At 32.0% G+C, this 20746-nt stretch carries 15 protein-coding genes; 9 read left to right on the top strand and 6 right to left on the bottom strand.

What is annotated here, in order from left to right; all coding sequences use genetic code 11:
- Positions 1 to 207: 207 nt before the first annotated feature.
- The 6 genes from WHD07_RS08410 to WHD07_RS08385 all read left to right on the top strand — a co-directional run bounded on the left by WHD07_RS08410 (position 208) and on the right by WHD07_RS08385 (position 8811).
- Positions 208 to 1599 carry a sulfatase gene (locus WHD07_RS08410; protein ID WP_343330823.1) on the top strand — a complete coding sequence of 464 codons (1392 nt, stop codon included), beginning with the start codon at positions 208 to 210 and terminating at the stop codon, positions 1597 to 1599.
- 21 nt (positions 1600 to 1620) lie between these two features.
- Positions 1621 to 3075, top strand: coding sequence for an aldehyde dehydrogenase (gene aldA, locus WHD07_RS08405; RefSeq protein ID WP_343330822.1), 1455 nt, complete (start codon positions 1621 to 1623; stop codon positions 3073 to 3075).
- A 97-nt stretch (positions 3076 to 3172) separates the two neighbouring features.
- Positions 3173 to 4384: a glycoside hydrolase family 117 protein gene (locus tag WHD07_RS08400; RefSeq protein ID WP_343330821.1), complete on the top strand. Its 1212-nt coding sequence runs from the start codon at positions 3173 to 3175 to the stop codon at positions 4382 to 4384.
- A gap of 25 nt (positions 4385 to 4409) precedes the next feature.
- Positions 4410 to 5969 (top strand): sugar porter family MFS transporter, encoded by a 1560-nt coding sequence (locus WHD07_RS08395; RefSeq protein WP_343330820.1) that lies wholly within the window; start codon positions 4410 to 4412, stop codon positions 5967 to 5969.
- An 87-nt stretch (positions 5970 to 6056) separates the two neighbouring features.
- On the top strand, positions 6057 to 7322 hold the full coding sequence (locus WHD07_RS08390; protein ID WP_343330819.1) for an Ig-like domain-containing protein: 1266 nt from the start codon (positions 6057 to 6059) through the stop codon (positions 7320 to 7322).
- Between the two features lie 262 nt (positions 7323 to 7584).
- Complete coding sequence (locus tag WHD07_RS08385; RefSeq protein ID WP_343330818.1) at positions 7585 to 8811, top strand: T9SS type A sorting domain-containing protein; 1227 nt, start codon at positions 7585 to 7587, stop codon at positions 8809 to 8811.
- Positions 8812 to 8888: 77 nt separating this feature from the next.
- Here WHD07_RS08385 and WHD07_RS08380 read toward each other — a convergent pair whose 3' ends face one another.
- Genes WHD07_RS08380 through WHD07_RS08370 form a run of 3 tightly spaced genes read right to left on the bottom strand, consistent with a single transcriptional unit; the run spans position 8889 to position 12211 of the window.
- Entirely contained in the window at positions 8889 to 9731 is an 843-nt protein-coding gene (locus tag WHD07_RS08380; RefSeq protein WP_343330817.1) for a class II fructose-bisphosphate aldolase, read from the bottom strand.
- Between the two features lie 10 nt (positions 9732 to 9741).
- Entirely contained in the window at positions 9742 to 11298 is a 1557-nt protein-coding gene (locus WHD07_RS08375) for a hypothetical protein (protein WP_343330816.1), read from the bottom strand.
- Positions 11299 to 11302: 4 nt separating this feature from the next.
- Positions 11303 to 12211 (bottom strand): carbohydrate kinase family protein, encoded by a 909-nt coding sequence (locus WHD07_RS08370; protein WP_343330815.1) that lies wholly within the window; start codon positions 12209 to 12211, stop codon positions 11303 to 11305.
- A gap of 129 nt (positions 12212 to 12340) precedes the next feature.
- Here WHD07_RS08370 and WHD07_RS08365 point away from each other — a divergent pair, with 129 nt between their 5' ends.
- From WHD07_RS08365 to eno, 3 genes are all read left to right on the top strand, one after another.
- The gene (locus WHD07_RS08365) at positions 12341 to 13186 is read left to right on the top strand and encodes an AraC family transcriptional regulator (protein ID WP_343330814.1); all 846 of its coding nucleotides are present in this window, start codon (positions 12341 to 12343) and stop codon (positions 13184 to 13186) included.
- A gap of 233 nt (positions 13187 to 13419) precedes the next feature.
- The gene (locus tag WHD07_RS08360; protein WP_343330813.1) at positions 13420 to 14904 is read left to right on the top strand and encodes an aldehyde dehydrogenase family protein; all 1485 of its coding nucleotides are present in this window, start codon (positions 13420 to 13422) and stop codon (positions 14902 to 14904) included.
- A gap of 20 nt (positions 14905 to 14924) precedes the next feature.
- Positions 14925 to 17216: a phosphopyruvate hydratase gene (eno, locus tag WHD07_RS08355; protein WP_343330812.1), complete on the top strand. Its 2292-nt coding sequence runs from the start codon at positions 14925 to 14927 to the stop codon at positions 17214 to 17216.
- Positions 17217 to 17374: 158 nt separating this feature from the next.
- On the opposite strand, the gene WHD07_RS08350 is transcribed toward eno, so the two are convergent.
- From WHD07_RS08350 to WHD07_RS08340, 3 genes are all read right to left on the bottom strand, one after another.
- Positions 17375 to 18658, bottom strand: a complete 1284-nt coding sequence (locus WHD07_RS08350; RefSeq protein ID WP_343330811.1) for a glycoside hydrolase — start codon at positions 18656 to 18658, stop codon at positions 17375 to 17377.
- A gap of 2 nt (positions 18659 to 18660) precedes the next feature.
- The gene (locus tag WHD07_RS08345; protein ID WP_343330810.1) at positions 18661 to 19038 is read right to left on the bottom strand and encodes a DUF4982 domain-containing protein; all 378 of its coding nucleotides are present in this window, start codon (positions 19036 to 19038) and stop codon (positions 18661 to 18663) included.
- 98 nt (positions 19039 to 19136) lie between these two features.
- Positions 19137 to 20687, bottom strand: coding sequence for a glycoside hydrolase family 2 protein (locus WHD07_RS08340; protein WP_343330809.1), 1551 nt, complete (start codon positions 20685 to 20687; stop codon positions 19137 to 19139).
- Positions 20688 to 20746: the final 59 nt, after the last annotated feature.

The raw sequence follows: 20746 nt of genomic DNA, 5'->3' as shown, positions 1-20746 counted from the left end.
TATGCCCGTAACTTTAGATCAGAAAATGTTTCTAGAGCAAAATATTTTGTATGTATGTTACAAATATTATCATACAGAACTTAAAACCAGAAACACATTTAGAATTATCGATATTACTGTATATCATTATAAGCATGATGCTTGTTAATAATGGAGTAGGCAATAATACATAGAAAAATAAATAATATAACTTAAAAATAAAATTGAATGCGTTTTAAACTTAATCTTGTAATATTTCTTAGTTTTAATTGTTTCATTTTTGCTCAGAATAAACCGAACATTGTTTTTATTTTAGCTGATGACTCAGGTTATGCAGACTTTGGCTTTCAGGGTAGTACAGAGTTCAAAACACCTAATTTAGACAAATTTGCAACGGAAAGTGTTCGATTTACCCAAGCATACGTTTCAGCTGCTGTTTGTGGTCCTTCTAGAGCAGGAATGCTTACCGGAAAATACCAACAACGCTTTGGGTATGAGGAAAATAATGTACCTGGTTATATGAGTAAATCTGGCACTGTAGGAGATGATATGGGGTTGCCCTTAGAGCAAAAAACTGTTGCCGATTATTTAAAAGAACAAGGGTATAGAACGGCTATTTTTGGTAAATGGCATATGGGTAATAAAGATCAATTTCATCCTACCAAAAGAGGGTTTGATGAGTTTTATGGCTTTAGAGGTGGTGCAAGAAGTTATTATGAATTTAATGAAGACAATCCTAACAACAGACCAGAAGATCGATTAGAAAGAGGATTCGGTAATTATGAGGAGTCTACACTGTATTTAACAGATGCTTTGGCCAATGAAACGATTAAGTTTATCGAAAAAAACAAAGAGAACCCTTTCTATGTTTATTTATCTTTTAATGCTGTTCACACGCCTATGGAGGCAAGACCTGATGATTTGGAGCAATTTCCAAATTTAAAAGGTAAAAGAAAAACATTAGCAGCAATGGCAATGGGGTTAGATAGAGCTTGTGGTCGTGTTATTGATAAAATAAATGAATTGGGATTAAGAGAAAATACAATTATTGTTTTTACAAATGATAATGGCGGTCCTTCCGATACTAATGCTTCTTCAAATAAACCACTAGGAGGTACTAAGGCAAACCATCTAGAAGGAGGAATAAGGGTTCCTTTTTTAATGTCTTGGCAAAACAAATTAAAAAGTAATACAACTTACAACAACCCAATTATAATGTTAGACATGCTACCTACTTTTTATAAGTTAGCTGGTGGTGATGAAAAAACAATCGAAGGTATAGATGGGGTTAATTTACTACCTTATATCAATAATGAAATTACAGAAAGACCTCATATTGATTTATTTTGGAAAAAAGAAGTAAGAGGGGCGATTAGACATAATGATTGGAAATTAATTAGGTTCCCAGATCGTCCTGCAGAATTATACAATATAGCAGAGGATAAAGAAGAGCTACATAACGTTGCAGCTAGTCATCCGGAGTTAGTAAAATTACTCTATAAGCGTTATTTTGATTGGGAAGTAACTTTAGAGCGACCTAAATGGATGTTAAAGCATATTTATGAAGGAAAGGCAATAGAGAGAATTGACGCATATAGAAACAAGAAAGGCTTAAATTAATTTATTAAATAGTACATCATTATGTCAGACATTAAAGATTACCAATTATTTATAGATGGAAAGTGGAAAACTTCTACTTCTGGTGAAACAATAAATATAGTAAGTCCTTCAACAGGAGAAGTAATAGCAAGAGTACAAAACGGAACAGTAGAAGAAGCTATTGAAACGTTAGAAGTAGCTGATAGAGCTCAAAAAGATTGGAAAAAATTTACAGCAAGAGAAAGAGCAGACCTATTATATAAATTTGCCGACGAAATTGAAGTGAATACAGAGTATTTAGCAGAATTATTAACAAAAGAACAAGGAAAACTGTTAAAAGTTGCTCGTTTTGAAGTGGCTGCTACTGCTTCATTTATTAGATATGCCTGTGAAGGTGCAAGAAGAATTGAAGGAGATATTATTCCTTCGGATAATCCAAATGAACAAATTTGGATTCAAAAAGTACCCAGAGGAGTCGTTGTAGCTATTACAGCATGGAATTTTCCTTTAGCATTAGCGGGGCGTAAATTAGGCCCTGCATTAATTACGGGAAATACTATTGTAATTAAACCTACTTCAGAAACTCCTTTAGCAACATTAGAATTAGGAAACATTGCAAATAAAGTTGGTATTCCTGCAGGTGTAATTAATATATTAACAGGCCCAGGTAGAGCAATGGGTAATGCATTGGTAGAGAGTTCAATCTGTAAAATGGTTACCATGACAGGTTCAACTCCTGTAGGACAGCAAATTGCACGAAATGCAGCAACAAATTTAACTCACGTACAATTAGAGTTAGGAGGTAAAGCACCATTTATTGTTTTTGATGATGCCGATTTAGAAGCTGCTGTAGAAGCTGCTTTACATTCGCGTTTTGATAATTGTGGTCAAGTTTGTACTTGTAATGAACGTTTGTATATTCATGAGGATGTCTATGATGCTTTTATGGCAATATTTTTACCTAAAGTAAAAAAAATTAAAGTTGGAGACCCAATGTTAGAAGATACAGATATGGGACCTAAAGTAAATGCAGCCGAATTGAAACATATGGAGCATTTAGTTGAGGTATCTGTAAAAGAAGGAGCAGTAGTAGCTTTTGGTGGTAAAAAACCAAAAGGAGCTCAGTTTGAAAAAGGGTTTTGGTTTGAACCAACAATTTTAACAAATGTAAGTCAAGATATGACAATTGTTCATGAGGAGGCTTTCGGACCAATTTTACCAGTACTAAAATTTAAAACTTTTGAAGAAGTTATTGGTTATGCAAATGATTGTGAATACGGCTTAGCAGCAATGGTGTTTACAAATGATATGAATACGATTATGAAGTGTAACGATGAATTAGAATATGGTGAAATCTATGTAAATAGAGGTCATGGAGAACAACATCAAGGTTTTCATAATGGGTATAAATTATCGGGTTCTGGAGGTGAAGATGGAAAATATGGTTTTGAGCAATATTTAGAAAAGAAAACATTTTACATCAGACATAAAGCATAACATTAAAAAGATAAAGTTATCTATTGATTTAGGGTATTCTAATATTAACAGCAATAAGATAATCAAAAAGATTATAAGATTTTAATAAATGAACAAAATGAAAAAAGGAAGACACCTATTTTTTGCAATTTTAGCAGTTAGTTTAATTTCCTGCAAGAAGGACGATATAAATAAAGAAAAAATAATGGAACATAAAAATGAGGTAACTGACCAACAACAAGATTATTTAGGAATTACAGATAAAGATTATTTAAGTGCAGCTTCAAAAAGAGCTTTATCATGGCCTATGGATTTAGGAAATGATTGGTATTTCGATTATAAAGTTGAAGACTTAAAAGGAGATTTAGCTTATGAAGAAGGTGTTGTAAGAAGAGATCCAAGTGCAATGATAAAGCACAATGGTAAATACTATGTTTGGTATAGTAAGAGTACAGGGTTGTCTCAAGGTTTTGGAGGCAATATTGCAGAGGATAAAGTTTTTCCTTGGGATAGATGTGATATTTGGTACGCTACTTCTGTAGATGGAATTACTTGGAAAGAAGAAGGAGTTGCGGTAAAGAGAGGAGAAAAAGGAGCATATGACGATAGATCTGTATTTACAGTTGAAATTATGGAAAATGATGGTATGTATTATTTATGCTATCAAACCGTAAAAGGTCTTTATAATGTTCGGGTAAAAAATCAAGTTGGTTTAGCTTGGTCAAATTCACCAAACGGACCCTGGACCAAAAGCAAATCACCTATTTTAAGTCCTGCTGATAATGGTGTTTGGAAAGGAGAAAAACAAAATAGATTTCTAGTTGAGAAAAAAGGAGATTTTGATAGTCATAAAGTACACGATCCTTGTATTATTCCTTTTAAAGGAAAGTTTTATTTGTATTATAAAGGAGAACAAATGGGAGAGCAAGTTACGTTTGGCGGACGCCAAATTAGACATGGAGTTGCTATTGCAGATAAACCAGAAGGACCTTATGTAAAATCACGTTTTAACCCTATATCTAATAGTGGTCATGAAATTTGTGTTTGGCCATATAATGGCGGTATTGCATCTTTAATAACCACTGATGGACCAGAAAGAAACACAGTACAATGGGCTTCTGATGGTATTAATTTTGAAATTATGGGAGCTGTAAAAGGTGCACCTCATGCTATTGGTTTAAATAGAAGTGCAGACATTGAAAAAAATCCAACAGAGATTTTAAGATGGGGATTAACGCACGAATATAAATCTTGGGATTGGCAATATATTAGAAGATTTACAACATGGAATGTTAAAAATCATACAGCTAAAGGAGAAGACGGAGAATAAAAAAATAAATCTTTAAAAGAATAAAATGCTCAGTAAAAAAAACTTTGTAATTAAAATAGCTGCAATTGTTGCTCTCGGAGGATTTCTACTGGGTTTCGACGCTTCGGTAATTTCTGGAGTGGTTAAATTTATAGAACCAGAATTTAACCTAACAAAACTTCAAATAGGTTGGTCTGTAAGTTCTATAACGCTTACCGCAGCCATAGGTATGATAATTGCTGGACCTATGAGTGATAAGTATGGTAGAAGAAAATTGTTGAAATTTGCCGCCATTTTATTTACAATCTCTGCAATAGGTTCTGCCTTAGCAGGATCATTTTTTTGGTTAATTGTTTTTAGATTGATTGGTGGATTAGGAGTTGGAGCTGCCTTAATTATTGCACCGATGTATATTGCAGAAATTGCTCCTCCAGAAAAACGAGGACAATTGGTTTCATTTAATCAATTAAATATTGTTATCGGTATTTCGATAGCTTTTTTTACAAATTATCTTATTCTTAAATGGGGAAATTCAAATGCAGAATGGACAAAGGTTTTAGGTTTTGATCAATGGAATTGGAGATGGATGTTGGGTATTGAAACGATTCCAGCAATATTTTATTATTTTGGTTTAATGGTTGTACCTAGAAGTCCAAGATGGTTAATGATGCAAGAAAAAAAGGAAGAAGCTTTAGTTGTTATGAATAAAGTAGTTTCTGAAAAGGAAGCAGTCTCGCAAATTAATGCGGTAGAACATAGTATAAAGGTAGACAATAAGAAGCAAAAAGCAAAACTTGGAGACATCTTTAAAAAATCGATGCGAAAAGTGATTGTAATAGGCATTATAGTAGGTGTTTTTCAGCAAATAGTAGGTATTAATGCAGTACTATTTTATGCGCCTATGATTTTTGAACAAACAGGTGTTGGTACAAATGCATCCTTTATTCAAGCAGTTTTAGTAGGTGTTACAAACTTAGGGTTTACCATTGTTGCCATGTTAGTAATTGATAAGTTCGGTAGAAAACCATTGTTAATTATAGGAATGACAGGTATTGCTATTTGCTTATTTTTATTAAGTTACGGCTTTAATAATGCTACTTATTCGTTTTCTAAAGAAGCTATTAATAATCTACCAAAAGAGATTAATGGAAAACAAATTTCACAACTTCAAGATAAGGTGTTTGAAAACGATATTGAGTTTAAGTCTGCAATTGTTGCAGCTTTAGGAGAAGAAAGTGCCAAAGTACATGAAGCAACACTTGTTACAGCTTCAGCTAAAATGAACACACTGTTAATTTTAATAGGTATTATAGGGTTTGTTGGCGCATTCGCAATGTCAATTGGACCAGTAATGTGGGTGTTGTTTTCAGAATTGTTTCCTACTAAAATACGTGGAGTTGCTATTGCATTTGTAGGATTTGTAAACCTTGGAGTTGGTTTTTTTGTGCAACTTTTTTTCCCTTGGGAACTGTCAACACTAGGTAACGCTATAACCTTTTTATTATTTGGATTATTTGCAGTTATTGGCCTTGCATTTATTTGGTTAAAAGTACCAGAAACCAAAGGAAAATCATTAGAAGAATTAGAAGAAATGTTGGTTAAATAATTATCTGTTTAACAGATGAGTTCATATAAAACCAATATCCTCTTATAAAAATAAAATAATAATAGTTAAAGAAATAGAATACTAAAAATGAAATATTTAAAAAAGACTTTGTTTATATTGTTTATTACTGTTTTAGTATTGGTGTCTTGTAGTCGTTCTTCTGAGCCCAAAGAAGTACCCCAAAAGAATGATTCACCAATGGCAGTTAATGATGAGTTAAATGTAGAAGAAAATAGTTTAGCAGGTATTAAGAATCAAGTTAATGTAGCTGCAAATGATGTTTTAGGAAATGATGGAGGTGATGCTGATAATTATAGTTTAACTACTGCAACAACTCATGGAAATGTTATAGAAATAAGTGATGGAATCTTTGAGTATGTGCCAAATAGAAACTTTTTTGGTGATGATAGCTTTACCTATACTTTAACGGATGCTAATGGTGATGCAAAATCAGCAACAGTTGGTATTACTGTAAATAAATTTGAACCTTCTGCAGCAGATTTTAATAATATAGATCCAAATTTACCTTCTTTTGTATCTATAGAAGACACAACACCCGAAGATAAAAAATGGGTAAAATTAGAGTCGATGTCAGATGAATTTGATACTTGGGATGGTAACAAATGGTTCAAATCTACTTGGAATTATGGGGTTCCTGTTTTTATGTCAACATCTGCAGAAAACTCAGGGGTTTCAGATGGTAAATTATGGCTTAAAGCAACCTTAAATGAAAGTAATCCAGATGGTAGGTGGTTTCAAACAGCTAGAATTCATTCTAAGGTAAAAACAAAGTACCCTATGTATACAGAAGCAAAGATAAAATCTTCGCACATTTCTGCATATAATACCTATTGGCTAAACAATGGGAATAGTGATAATAGAGATGAAATTGATATTATCGAAAACAATTCTAAACCTTCTTGTAATGGTTGTCAACCAGAATTTCCAACAAAAATGAATTCACAATATTTTCATGCAGACTCTAGTAAAAATCCTGTTACAATTAGAGATGAAGATAATTTTATAAATACCAATCTATCAACAAATAATCCTTTAAGAGGGGTAAAATGGAATGAAGCATATCAAACATTTGGTGTTTGGTGGAAAGATTCAAAACATATACAATTTTACTTAAATGGAGAGCCAGCAGGAAGTGTTGAGGTGGGGCATGATAGATCTGGAAAATCATATACTGGACGAGAATTTACACGTGATTTAGAAATTATTTTTGATTTATGGACGAATACTGCAGATTATTTAGGAGGTCTTCCTCCTAAAACAGATTTAAAAGACGACACAATTAATACCATGAGAATTGATTGGGTTAGAACGTGGAAATTAGAAGACAAATAAGTAGAAACAGATTTTTTTATCCCAAAGGATAAAAAAGTCTGTTTTAAAGAATAAATAAGGCAATTAATTGGGGTATAAATATACTTTAGTTTGAAAATTAAAGCCTAATGATTAAAAAGCTAAGTTTTAGAAATCTATTGATAATCAGTATTTAATTTCTTTGAAATAGAAAGAAAACGATGTTGTCAAGTTTTTGTCAAGTTAGGTAAGAGCTTATTATATGTATTATAAAATATATTAGCTAGCTAAAACAATTAAAAACATGCATAGAAACATATTATTAATAATACTAAGTGTATTTAGTATTTCAAGTTTAACAAGTCAAGAAGATTGGGATGGTGTTTCTGTTCCTATAACGTTAGAAAATGGAGATAGTTGGGTGTTACAAACTAATGTTTCCGACGGTTTTAATTATAGTGCTCCTGCAGATAATAAAGGAACTACTTTTAAAAGTAAATGGGATGATTTCTATCATAATGGATGGACAGGACCCGCAACAACTGTTTGGACAAGAAAACATTCTACTGTTGAGGATGGAGAGCTAAAATTAACGGCAACAAGATATCAAACTGATAAAGTTAACGCAGGAGCTATTCATTCTAATGCAACTGTTCAATATCCTGTTTATATTGAAGCAAGAATTAAAATAATGAATTCTGTTTTGGCAAATGGAGCTTGGTTATTGAGCCCTGATGATACTCAAGAAATAGATTTTATGGAGGGATATGGTGCTACATATTCAGAAAGTGCAGATTCAGATCTTACTTGGTGGGCTAAGAGAATGCATGTAAGTCATCATGTTTTTATTAGATCTCCTTTAAAAGATTGGCAGCCTAATGAACTTTCAAGTGGCCCTGGTAATCCATCAAAAAATCCTACTTGGATAACAAGTGCTAATACTATATGGAAAGATGATTACCATACTTATGGTGTTTACTGGAAAGATCCATGGCATTTATATTATTATATTGATGGTGTTGAGGTTTCTAAAAGAGAAGGAAAAGATGAAGTTGACCCTCTATATTATACAAATTCAGTAGATCAAGGAAATACAAGTAATGATACTAGAACAGGGTTATCAAAAGCTATGGATGTTTTAATAACTGTTGAAGAACAAGGTTGGAGAAGTGCCGCTGGTAAATCTGTTATTCCAACAGATAATGAATTGGCAAACACAGATAATCATACATTAAAAGTTGATTGGATTAGAGCATATCAACCAAAAAGTAGCTTGTCTGTAAATAGTATAAAAAATAACTTAAAAGTTGATGTTTTTCCAAACCCGTCTTTCGATTTTGTAAAAGTTAATTCAAGTAAATTAATAGGGAATATTGATTGTTTTGATATGGTGGGGAATTTAATTTCTTCTCAAAAATATGATGATGCATCGGTTACTTTTAATGTAGAAAATCTATCAAACGGAATTTATTTTTTACAAATTTTAGCTGAAGATGGAGCCGTTTCAAGGCATAAAATTTTAAAATATTAATACTAAAATAGTAATTTTAGTTAGAAAAGGATAGTTGAACAAAAGAGTCTAACTATCCTTTTTTATTTATTAGAGTATTACATATTATAATTTACAGCTTCTAATCTATTTAAAACAATATCTTTAATCTTAGGAATCACTTCTTTCATTAAATATGGAGGATAAGCAGCATCAATATCTTTTCCCATTTCTTTATACAATTCTTTCATATAAGTAGTGTGTACAATTGTACCTACATTCAATTTAGCAACTCCCATTGAAATGGCTTTTTGAATATCTTTATCTGCAATTCCTGTACCTCCATGTAAAACTAAAGGGACACTAACAGCAGCAGCTATTTCTGCCAATCTATCAAAGTGAATTTTTGGGGTTTTTGGCGTAAAACCATGAGCGGTACCAATACCCACAGCCATAATATGAGGATTTGCTTCTTCTACAATTGCTTTTACATCTGCTACGCTTGCTAAAAAATCATTATCAGATTTTATAATAACGCCTCTACCCATTATTTTTCCAACTTCTGCTTCTACTAAAACGCCTGCAGATTCGGCATATCTAGTAACTTCTTTAGTCATTGCGATATTTTCTTTTAAGCTTTTTTGAGATCCATCAATCATTACAGAATCATACCCATCATCTATTGCTTTTTTACACATATCTACAGATATACTGTGATCTAAATGTAGGTAAATAGGTTGTTTTGTAAAAGGTTGTATTCCTTCTATTAATTTTTTGAATAAGAAACTGGTGTTAAGTTCAACAACTGGTGGGTATGTCATTACCATTACAGGGCAATTTGCTTCTTCAGCAGCTAGCGCTACAGCTTGTGTGTCATAAATATCATTTACATTAAAACCGATTAAACATTTTTGTTGCTTTCTATAATCGTTTACGAGTTGTATTAAATGTTGTTTTTCCATTTTATGGTTTTTAATAGTTTAGTTTTTTTTGAATACTTCTTCCTGCTGTTCCTGGGGCAACAAACTCTAAGTTTTCTACATTTGCCCAATGATTAAATTCTTTAAGATCTTCTTGTATATGACCTCTTCCAATAATCCAATGATGATCTAATCCGTTAGTTAAAATAGTACCAACAATGGCAGAGGCTTTTATGTTTTTAGGTGAAACCTCTCCGTAAGCACCTCTAAATCGCATTTCAGAATCTATAATTTCACCTTCAAAAGAAAGCATACTAGAGGCATGTGGGTATTGATATTTTGCAATTGTAATTTCTCCTTTTTCTAAAAGGAATTCTAATAACATACCGTAAGATTGTGCTTCATCGTAGTTATCTAAAATACTATGATTTCTAACTTCAAATTTAGTTCCTTTACGTAGTAATCTTGTAGAAGAACCTCCACAATGCCACATACCTAATCTGTTTTCTTTGGTATTTAGAAGAGATAAATCGGTAAGTGTAGGTAATGCTTTTCCATTACTAATTTCATTCATAGTTACCATTGTTATCAAGGCTCCCATATCAGATTCATCTGCAACAGGTATTCCTAAATCTTGAACAAGAGCACCGGCTCCATCACCCGCAATTTGATAATTATCAAATAATTCTGGCCAATTTTTTAAAGCTACACCAATATATGCTCCTCTACGAGCATAATCTGCAATAGCCAAACTAAATCTAACAGATAAAAATAATTCTCTTTTACTTACTTTGTGAAGTTTACATTTTTTAGAGGTAATTAGTTTCTGAACGATGTTATTTATGTCATCTTCATCAAATTGTTCACCATGTTTCCAAACAGTCTCAATATCTACTCTATCTATAGCTAAACCAAGATGTTTGGTAATAGACATTTCGTTTAATTCACAATCATAAAAACCAGGAACTCGCATGCCACCAACCATTAAAATAGAAGCATGTTGCATTCTCTTTTTTGCACTTACAACTCTAATAAATTTATCTAAAACAAGGTCTAATTGTTTTGATTTTGGCGAATCAAATACCCAAGAATATTTTACCTCAAGAGAATTTAAAATGTTTAGTAAAAAGTTTTGTCCGCACAGTCTGTTAGCAGTTAACCTGCCTCCTGTAACTTCGTTATGAGACCAGCTTAATAATGGAATTTTATTTTCTCGCAACCAAGTACCTAAAGCCAAAGCTAGATCACCAGAAATATAGGAAGCTTGATAAATAATTAATCCACTCATTCCTTCTGTATTAAACTTGTCTAAGACTTCTAATATTGCTTTTTTTGTTTGAATTGGTTCTTTTAAAGCTAATAATTGATTATTTAAACCAAATACACTTTTAGTTTGTTCTACAGCCTCTGTATACGATTTTTTTGCTTTTTCCCAATCGAAATGTAATTCAAAACCAATACCTATTAATCCAATTTTTACATCTTTTTTTTCTGGAGCTTTACAAATTAGTTTCTCCATTTCCTCTGCTACTACGCCTGTACGTTGTAGTATATCTAAATTCAAATTTTTAGATTCTAATACGGGTTGCTCTAAGATCTCTGTTGTCATAATTTTATTTTTTTAATATTATTTGTTCAACTTCTTTCCTATTCGGAAAATAACTTCTACCACCAAAATGCGTTGCAATTATAGAAGCATAGGCAGATGCATATTCCATACGTTCTGCTAAGTTTTTGCCCTTTAATAAAGCCGCAGCATAAGCACCGTGAAAAGCATCTCCGCATCCTGTTGTGTCTACTACTTTAGTAGAAAAAGCTGCTTGATGAATTATTTTACCATTTTCTAAAGCCCAACTTCCGTTTGCTCCATCAGTTATTACTAATTGGCCGTTGGTAATAGAACTTAAATGGAATAAACATTCCTCGGCAGATTCTAATTCACTAATTATTTGAGCCCCTTCTAGTGGTAAAATAATATGATTGCCAAGTGAAATCATTTCTTTTAATAGATCAATATCTCCAGTTTCAATGTCTAATACTGAAGGGATATGATACTTATTGGCAATTTTTAAAAGTTCTAGATTTCCAACAACATCATACCCATCTACTAATAAAAGACGACTGTTTTTAATCCAATCTTCATTAATGTCTTTTGGTTGAAGGGGTAAGTAATTATTTATCGAATAAAAAACGGTACGATCTCCATTTTCAACATTGACTTCAACAACAGCAATAGCGGGTTGAAATTTTGGGTTGTTAATTAGTAAAGAGGTATCCACGTTACATCTTTTTAATTCTTCTCTAGCTATTAAACTTAAAGTATTGTCTGCTTTATATCCTAAAAAGGCTGTTTTTAAATTGTTCTGAGCAATAACACAAGCCGCATTTCCGGCAGGAGCTCCACCTTGAATAATTATTTTTGAAACTTCGTGTTTTGTTCCTGATTTTATATTTGAAGGAACCTCAGATAAAATATCTACAACCATCATTCCCGAAACGATAACATCAAATTGCATTTGCATTCTCTTTTAAATTATAGTGTAAATGTAATTCTGATTTTGGGCAACTATTAAGCACATAATCAGCAGTAAAGTGTACTATTTTTCCTTATATTTGATTTTATAATATTTTTATTGTAAAAAACATACATAATGAAGGCTGTTTTTGAACCTATTTCTAACTATTTAAACCAATCGTTACATTATAGAGTCTTTGAAAAACTAGAATTTGAGACACCTTGGCATTACCATCCAGAATGGGAATTAACCTATATAACAGAAAGTACTGGAATTAGAAGTGTAGGGAATTCTATACAAACGTATCAAGCAGGAGAATTGGTTTTATTAGGCCCGAATTTACCACATTGCTGGAAAACAAATAGAAGTACCAAGCAATTAGCAAAATCTACAGTGATACAATTTAATAAAGACTTACTTGGTGATGGATGGTTAGAAAAAGAAGAGTTTTCTTCTATAAAGAAAATGCTCGATAAAAGTAATTATGGATTAATATTTAATGAAGTTACTGCAAAGAATATTGGAGATAAAATGGTTTTAATGAAAGAGATGTCTCCTATATTTAAATTAATAGAGGCTATAAAATTGCTACAACAATTATCTTTAGAAAATTCTGAAGTATTGAGTTTAGGAGCTCGGTTTAATGTAAATTCCTTGGTTTCTGATCGGGTTAAAAAAATTATTGATTTTGTAGACACTAATTATCAAGATAAAATAGACGCCGCACAATTGGGAAATTTAATTTTTATGACGCCTGTCTCTTTTTCAAAGTTTTTTAAGAAAACATTTAATAAAACATTTACCTCTTATTTAAATGAGTATCGAGTAAGTAAAGCTTGTGAACTATTAAAAGAATCAGATATTTCTGTAGAACAAATTGCTTTTGAAACGGGGTATCCAAACCTTTCTTTTTTCCATAGACAATTTAAATTATATACAAACAGAACTCCTGCTCAATACCGATTGGCATTTTTAATATAAAATTTATCTTCCTTTATTGTGTTCTAATTTATATTTTGATACATATATTAAAGTATTAATATGGAAAAATAGTACACTTTGTTGTAAAAATTGTGTTTTATAGATAGTCTATACTAATTGTAATTTTGGGTATAACTAATTGAGAACAGTTGTTTTAAGTTTTTGAAGCAAATGTTTTTAGTATGTTATTTCTAAAAATAGTCTAATAATTAGTAATTATAAACACAACTATTATGATACAGTATTCTAAAAAAATAGAAAAGTTTTTAAAACAAAACCCAATTCCTGTTTTTATTGACGGAAAATGGAAAGTAAGTAGCTCAGGTAGAGTTTCTAAAATTGAAAACCCAGCAGATCAATCTATTTTAACTAAAGTTTCTAAACCAACCGCAGATGAAGCTGTAGAAGCTATTGAAGCTGCAGATAAAGCATTTCAATCTTGGAAAAGAGTAGGAGCGGTAGAAAGAGCAAAGATATTAACCAAATTTGCAGATTTGTGTGAAAGAGATGGCGAAGAATTGGCGCAATTAGAAGCTTTAGATGTTGGTAAATCAATTCAAAATGCAAGAGGGTTTGACGTGCCTTTCGGAATAGATTCTTTACGTTATTATAACAATTTAATTCAAGAGGAATCTTTTGAAAAAGAATTGAACTTAGAAGGAATGAGTAGTAGTAAATCTGTAAGACTTCCTTTTGGAGTTGTTGGGTTTATTTTTCCTTGGAATTTTCCATTAACATTATGTATGTGGGGCATTGGGCCAGCTTTAGCAGCCGGAAACACAGTGGTTATAAAACCAGCAGAAATTACACCTTTAAGTACATTGTATCTAGGTGTATTAGCAAAAGAAGCAGGAATTCCTGATGGAGTTATTAATATTCTTCCTGGTAGTGGGTCTGAAATAGGAAATGTGCTAACCTCTCACCCAAAAGTAAAATGCGTATCCTTTACAGGGTCTTCTCCAATAGGTAAAATCATAGGTCAAAATTGTGGTTTCAATTTAAAACCCGTAAAACTAGAATTAGGTGGTAAAGGTGCAGCAGTTATTTTTGAGGATGCAAATATTGATGCAACAGCAAAAGGTTTAGCAGATGCAATTACATTAAATACAGGACAAGTTTGTTGCACCGCTACGCGTTGGATTGTACAAGAATCTGTTGCAGATGAGTTTATAGAAAAAGTAAAAAAACAATTATTAAAAACCGTTATTGCTCCTGGGATGAAAGAAGAAAGCGAAATGGGACCTGTAGTTAGTCAAAAACAATTAGATAGTATTTTGGCATATATAGAAAAAGGAAAACAAGAGGGAGTTAAAGTAATTCTTGGTGGAGAACGCATGGAAAAAGATGGTTTTAAGGAAGGTTATTATTTAGCACCAACATTACTTTTTGGAACACCAGATAATATTTGTTTTAAAGAAGAAATTTTTGGTCCTGTAGCTTTTATATCAACATTTAAAGATGAAAATGATGCTATCAATCAAGTAAATAGTATTGATTATGGTTTGGCAAATAGTGTTTGGACTTCAGATAAATTAAAAGCAGACAGAGTTGCCAAAGAAATGGTGGCTGGTAGTAGTTGGATAAACGCTCATAATGTTTTTGCTTATGGTTTAGCTTACGGAGGCGTAAACGGAAGTGGTAACGGAGGAGGCGTAAATAGCAAAGAAACCATGTATGATTATACACGTGTACTTTCTATTGCAGAGCCTGTAATGTAATAATTTTTATAGATAAGATTATGAATGATAATGAGTTAATAGCATATTTAGTTCAAAAAAAGGTGCTTATATCTAGTGAAGTAACCATAAAACCTTTAACCGGTGGTGTTTCTTGTCAAATATTATTAATAGATGATGGTAAAAATAGAATTGTTTTAAAACGTGCTTTAGAAAAACTAAAAGTAAAGGATGATTGGTTTGCAGATGTAAAACGAAATATTATTGAACAAAAATATTTAAAATATGTTGGTAAATTTTTACCAACGTCAGTACCCAAAGTTTTATATAGTGATACGGCACATAATTTCTTTTGTATGGAAATGTTAGAAAACGGACTTTTAAATTGGAAAGAGTTGTTGTTGAAAGGAAACTTTAACCAATCTTATGCAAAAGAAGCGGGTACTGTATTGGCAAGAATCCATTCAGAATCTTTTAATAAAGAAGACTTAAAAAAGGAGTTTGACACACTTGATAATTTTACAGAATTAAGAATTTCACCTTATTTATTGGCAACAGCAAAAAAAAATAAAAAAATTGCTTCTTATTTTGAAGCCGAAGCAAAAAGACTTGCTAAAGTAAAACAATGTTTGGTGCATGGAGATTTTAGCCCTAAAAATATTTTAGTAAGCAATGATCGTTTTGTAGTCTTAGATTGTGAGGTTGCATGGTATGGAGACCCGGCTTTTGATATTGCTTTTTTATTAAATCACTTTTTATTGAAAGCGTTGTATTTAAATACTAATTCAGAAGAATTAATGAATTCTGCTACCGTAATTTGGGATGCGTATTATAATGAAATGAAAGCATTTTTTGATGCTAATTTTGAAGCAAGAGTCATGCATTTATTATCTATGTTGATGTTGGCTAGAGTGGATGGAAAATCTCCTGTAGAATATTTAGACGAGGGTAAAAAGAAAACAGTTAAAGAATTTGTGTATGAAGTTTTACCTGTAAAACAAAAAGATTTTAAAATGCTAAAAAATAAATGGTTAAACAAGATAAATACTTATAAAATGAAGATAAAAAATATTGATGCATATCAAATATTTGATTCTAGAGGAAACCCAACAGTTGAAGTGGAAGTAACCTTAGAAAATGGAGTTAAAGGGCTTGGTTTGGTTCCTTCAGGGGCGTCAACAGGGCAATTTGAAGCACTAGAATTGAGAGATCATAATGAAAAAATATTTAGAGGGAAATCTGTATATAAAGCTGTAGAAAATGTTAAAACAGAAATAGCTGATGCCTTAGTAGGTGAGTCTGTTTTTGATATGGAGAAAATTGATCAAATAATGATTGATTTAGATGGTACTCCAAATAAAACACGTTTAGGAGCAAATGCAATTTTAGGAGTTTCAATGGCGGTTGCAAATACAGCTGCAAATGCTAAAAACATTCCTTTATATGAATATTTAGGTAGAGGTAAAGGGAACTTAATTCCTTTAAATGAAATTCAAATTTTAGGAGGAGGCGCACATGCTGCTTGGGCAAATGATATTCAAGATTTCTTAGCAATTGCTGTTGGAGCAAAAACATATGAAGAAACCTTAGAAATAACGTTTAATTTGTATCATACAGCTGGCGAGATAATGAAAGAACGTGGTAAATGTGTGGGAATTGCTGATGAAGGAGGGTGGTGGCCAGATTACACCTACAATGAAGAACCATTTGAAGTGTTTATGGAGGCTATTGAAAGAGCTGGATATATTGCTGGTAAAGATGTAGCGATTTCATTAGATATTGCAGCAAGTGATTTGTACGATGGAAAAAATTATAACTTACCGCTAGACAACAAATCTTATACTCCAGATGAGTTTTATAATTTAATGGTTGCTTGGTGTACTAAATATCCAATTATTTCTATTGAAGATCCGTTTGCAGACACCGATTTTGAAAATTGGAGAAAGTTTACAGAAGAATTAGGGCATAGAGTCCAAATTATTGGAGATGATTTGTTTACCACAAATATTAAAAGAATAGAGCAAGGGATTCAAGAAAAGTTGGCAAATTCAGTACTTATTAAATTAAATCAGATAGGTACAGTAACAGAAACCTTGAAAGCCATTAAATTGACTCAGGACGCAGGTTGGTTGCCCGTAGTTTCAGCTCGTTCCGGTGAAACCGAAGATGCTTTTATTTCTCACTTAGCAGTGGCAACAAATGCTGGTCAGTTAAAAGTGGGCTCGTTTGCTAGAAGTGAAAGAATGATTAAATGGAATGAAAATTTAAGAATTCAAAGAAGCCTTGGTGACAAAGCAACGTTTATAGGAGGTGCAATTTATGATACTATTTTTCATGTAAAAGAACTTGTTTAAGTTTTTAGATTAAAAATAAATTATAAGTTTTACAATAAAAGAAATAGGGGATTCTTAAGAATTCCCTATTTCTTTTTTGTGTATCTGATGCTATTAAATTTTGTTAGAAAGGTTAAAAAAAACTAGTAGAAATATACATTTTAAGTATAATATTAAACCTATTTCCCTTCAATTCTTTTGCGTTGAGCTTTACTTAACCCTTGACTAAAATATACTTCTTTTGGTAGCAGCACATCAGATTTTTTCATGCTCGGGTCATTTACAGATTGACTTAAATCACAATCAAAACGTCCTAAAATACTGTATAAATTTTTCCAATCACGACCTGCATTAATAAAGTGTGAAATTCCCCAAGAAATTCCATCAGCATTTGGATTGTCTGTAAAAGCATCTGGGTTATAAGGTCCTGCAGCGGTAGGTAATAATGTTGTTACAGAAGCAATTTCAAAATTTATCCAATCTTTGGCATATTGAATCGTGTAATGTTCAATTCCGTCTGTGGTAACCAAAGCTCCAATTCCTTCCTTAAACGGAAATAAGATAGTTTCATGCCCCGAATTCATAACCGGATTTAAAGCATGCTTTTTAAAAGGTCCTTCTGGTTTATCAGCTATAGCAACACCCCAAACATCCCAATGTTTTCTATTCGCATCACGTTGATCCATACCTGTTTTATAATACAAGTAAATTTTACCATTATGTACAAACGGAGAAGGATCATGAATTACACGCCAATCCCAATCATTCGATTCGCCATAAGGAATAACAACTTGGTCTAATGGAGTCCAAGGTCCGTCTGGTGAATCTGCATAAGACATTGCTACAGGACAAATGTCGTAGGCATCTTTAAATTCATTGTATTTACCACTTGGTGCTTCAAAAGCTTGGTAATACAAGTAATATTTATCTTTCCATTTTAAAATATCAGCAGTTGCTACAGAGCGCCATCCAGGTTTTGGTTTTTTTGGTCTTGTAATTGCAACTCCTTGCTCTTTCCAAGTAAAACCATCGGTACTTGTTGCGTACCAAATTTCGGCTAAATCCCAATCTTTAGAAGGAATGGTATCGTTTGCTTTAGCAAAACCTTGTGGAGGTGTACTTGTTTCTCTATGCGTATACCACATATAGTATTTACCGTTTTCTAAAATTATTTTAGAAGGATCTCTACGTGTTAATGTTCCGTCTCCATTATTATAGTCGAAACCTTTTAACTCTGTGTATTTAAAATTAGAGTATAGCTCGTTATCTAACATTCTAGGTGCTTCGTAATAATGGAAGCTTCGTTGTATTGCGGAGCTTAATTTTCTGTCAGGCTCTAAATTACCTTTTTTTAATGGAAAAGGGGTATTGTATAATTTTTTAGTTATTTTTTTGTTTTGTTTATCAGAAGTACAACCCAATAAAGCGATTAAAGAAAGAGTTACTATTGCTATTTTTTTCATTTTTAGTATTTTAAATTCCAAACAATTTCATCACTTAATTTTTCAGACACTACTCTTATTGTATTATCTCCTTTTTGCAACGTAACATTATCAAAAACTACTACTTTAATGTCTGATGTATTTTTTTGCATTGCTACTTTTTTATCATTTACGAATAAAGTAACTTTTGGAGTATTAGTATATACTTTAACTTTAATTTCTTCTGATGTTCTATCAATGTTTCTTCGCTCTGCGATATATAAAACAAGGTCTTTAGACCAATTTGCTTTATAAAAGTAAAAGGCATCTTTTTTTATTTTTCTATCATAAGAAACCAACCCTTTATGGTTTAAGTTTGGTATTCCACCTCTGTTCCAACCAGCAACAGAAAAGTCGAACATATTCCAAATATAAGAACCAAATATAAACGGTCTGTCTTGAATGATTTTCCATGAAATTTCGTGGTATTTACTCTGTTCTTGCTCAGGAAAATAATTTCCTATGGGCTTTTTTCTACACGAGATGCATTTTGTTGCATTGGGTTTCCTCCAACTCCGTATTCACTAATACCTAAATGTCTATCGGGATAATTTTTATGTGCAGTATCTAACCAAGTGGCCATGTCTTCATATGCCCCATAATACCAACCATAATATTTATTCCACGCTTGCATATCTGTAATATTACCCATATTAGATATATCTGGTCTGTCACTTGCAGATGCAGTAATACGCGTAGAATCTAATTGATGTGCTAACTTGTTTAATTCTTTTGTAAGTAGAACACAAGGTTCATCTGGACTTCTATAAGCGCGAACTTCATTCCATAATCCCCAATATACAATTGATGGATGGTTGTAGTTTTGAAAAATTAATTCTGTTAATTGCTGTTTTGCATTTTGTTGTTCTCTTCCACTATAATCGTGTACAAAAGGAATTTCAGACCAAACTAAAAGTCCTATTTTATCTGCTAATTCATACGAATAATCCGAATGTTGATAATGAGACATTCTTAAAGCAGTTGCACCAATTTCATCAATCAATTCAAAATCTTTTTCGTGATTTTCTTTTGTTAAAGCGGGGCCTACTTGTTTCCATTCTTGATGCATACTTACGCCATAAGAACGGTATGGTTTTCCATTTAAATGAAAACCAGTATTGGGGTCTACCTTATAATTACGTAACCCAAAAGTTTGAACAATCTTGTCTGTAGATTTATCAGAAATAAGCGAAACTTCTAAGGTGTAGATATATGGATCTTGTTTTCCTTGCCATAGATGAGGTTTTGGGATGATTAATGTTTCTTTTATTTCATTTTTCTGATGAATTTTCTGAGACTTATTTAAGATTACATTTCTTTTTGCATCTTTAATAACATAGTGAATTGTTATTGGTTGTTTATTTTTTTTATCAAGATTCAATAACGTTTTTACTGCTATTTCTGCTGATTTGTCGATAGATTTTAATGTTACAAATACACCTGATGATGCATGAAAATCTGGTTTAATATGATTTACTGGTGTTTTAAAAAGAGTTACATTTCTATAAATACCACCATATAAATTAAACAAACCATCCGTAACAGGAATTCGTTTAAAGTTAGGAGCGTTACTAACTTGTACAGCTAATAGGTTTCTACCAGAGGTGATGGCATCAGTAATATCAAAACAAAAGGCACTATAACCACCTATATGTTGTCCTATATATTTACCGTTTACATATATTTTAGCCTCTTGTCCTACAGCTTCAAAACGGATAAAAGTACGTTCGTCGGTTGTTTTTTTTGTTGTAAATTCAGAGCGATACCAAGCCTTTACTTTATCATAGGCAACCTCATTAATGGCATCCATAGAATAGGTGTGCGGTACAGAAACTGATTCCCAACTAGAAGAATCAAATTCATTTTGATGCGCGTTATAAATTACCCCTTTTTTAAACTTCCAATCAGAAATTTCTATTTGATTTCTATGTTTTAAAAAGGTTACTTGTGCCTTTATACTTATTGATAATAAAAGTATCACAACAATTACTACTTTGTTTAATTTTATCATTTTTTAATACTATTAAGTTTCTTTTTTTATGATAAAAGCAACTGTAATTGCTGTGTCTT

The sequence above is a fragment of the Polaribacter staleyi genome (assembly GCF_038024045.1).
Taxonomy (GTDB): Bacteria; Bacteroidota; Bacteroidia; order Flavobacteriales; family Flavobacteriaceae; genus Polaribacter; species Polaribacter butkevichii.
The sequence above is the reverse complement of the archived record's forward strand: the minus strand, read 5'-3'. Positions and strand labels throughout refer to the sequence as shown.

Bases quoted from the DNA above. Each gene is read 5' to 3' on its own strand.
- eno (WP_343330812.1), top strand. From the start codon at position 14,925: ATGAATGATAATGAGTTAATAGCATATTTAGTTCAAAAAAAGGTGCTT.
- WHD07_RS08340 (WP_343330809.1), bottom strand. From the start codon at position 20,687: ATGATAAAATTAAACAAAGTAGTAATTGTTGTGATACTTTTATTATCA.
- WHD07_RS08395 (WP_343330820.1), top strand. From the start codon at position 4,410: ATGCTCAGTAAAAAAAACTTTGTAATTAAAATAGCTGCAATTGTTGCT.
- WHD07_RS08380 (WP_343330817.1), bottom strand. From the start codon at position 9,731: ATGGAAAAACAACATTTAATACAACTCGTAAACGATTATAGAAAGCAA.
- WHD07_RS08365 (WP_343330814.1), top strand. From the start codon at position 12,341: ATGAAGGCTGTTTTTGAACCTATTTCTAACTATTTAAACCAATCGTTA.
- WHD07_RS08410 (WP_343330823.1), top strand. From the start codon at position 208: ATGCGTTTTAAACTTAATCTTGTAATATTTCTTAGTTTTAATTGTTTC.
- WHD07_RS08370 (WP_343330815.1), bottom strand. From the start codon at position 12,211: ATGCAAATGCAATTTGATGTTATCGTTTCGGGAATGATGGTTGTAGAT.
- WHD07_RS08360 (WP_343330813.1), top strand. From the start codon at position 13,420: ATGATACAGTATTCTAAAAAAATAGAAAAGTTTTTAAAACAAAACCCA.
- WHD07_RS08400 (WP_343330821.1), top strand. From the start codon at position 3,173: ATGAAAAAAGGAAGACACCTATTTTTTGCAATTTTAGCAGTTAGTTTA.
- WHD07_RS08375 (WP_343330816.1), bottom strand. From the start codon at position 11,298: ATGACAACAGAGATCTTAGAGCAACCCGTATTAGAATCTAAAAATTTG.
- WHD07_RS08385 (WP_343330818.1), top strand. From the start codon at position 7,585: ATGCATAGAAACATATTATTAATAATACTAAGTGTATTTAGTATTTCA.
- WHD07_RS08345 (WP_343330810.1), bottom strand. From the start codon at position 19,038: ATGTTCGACTTTTCTGTTGCTGGTTGGAACAGAGGTGGAATACCAAAC.
- WHD07_RS08350 (WP_343330811.1), bottom strand. From the start codon at position 18,658: ATGAAAAAAATAGCAATAGTAACTCTTTCTTTAATCGCTTTATTGGGT.
- aldA (WP_343330822.1), top strand. From the start codon at position 1,621: ATGTCAGACATTAAAGATTACCAATTATTTATAGATGGAAAGTGGAAA.
- WHD07_RS08390 (WP_343330819.1), top strand. From the start codon at position 6,057: ATGAAATATTTAAAAAAGACTTTGTTTATATTGTTTATTACTGTTTTA.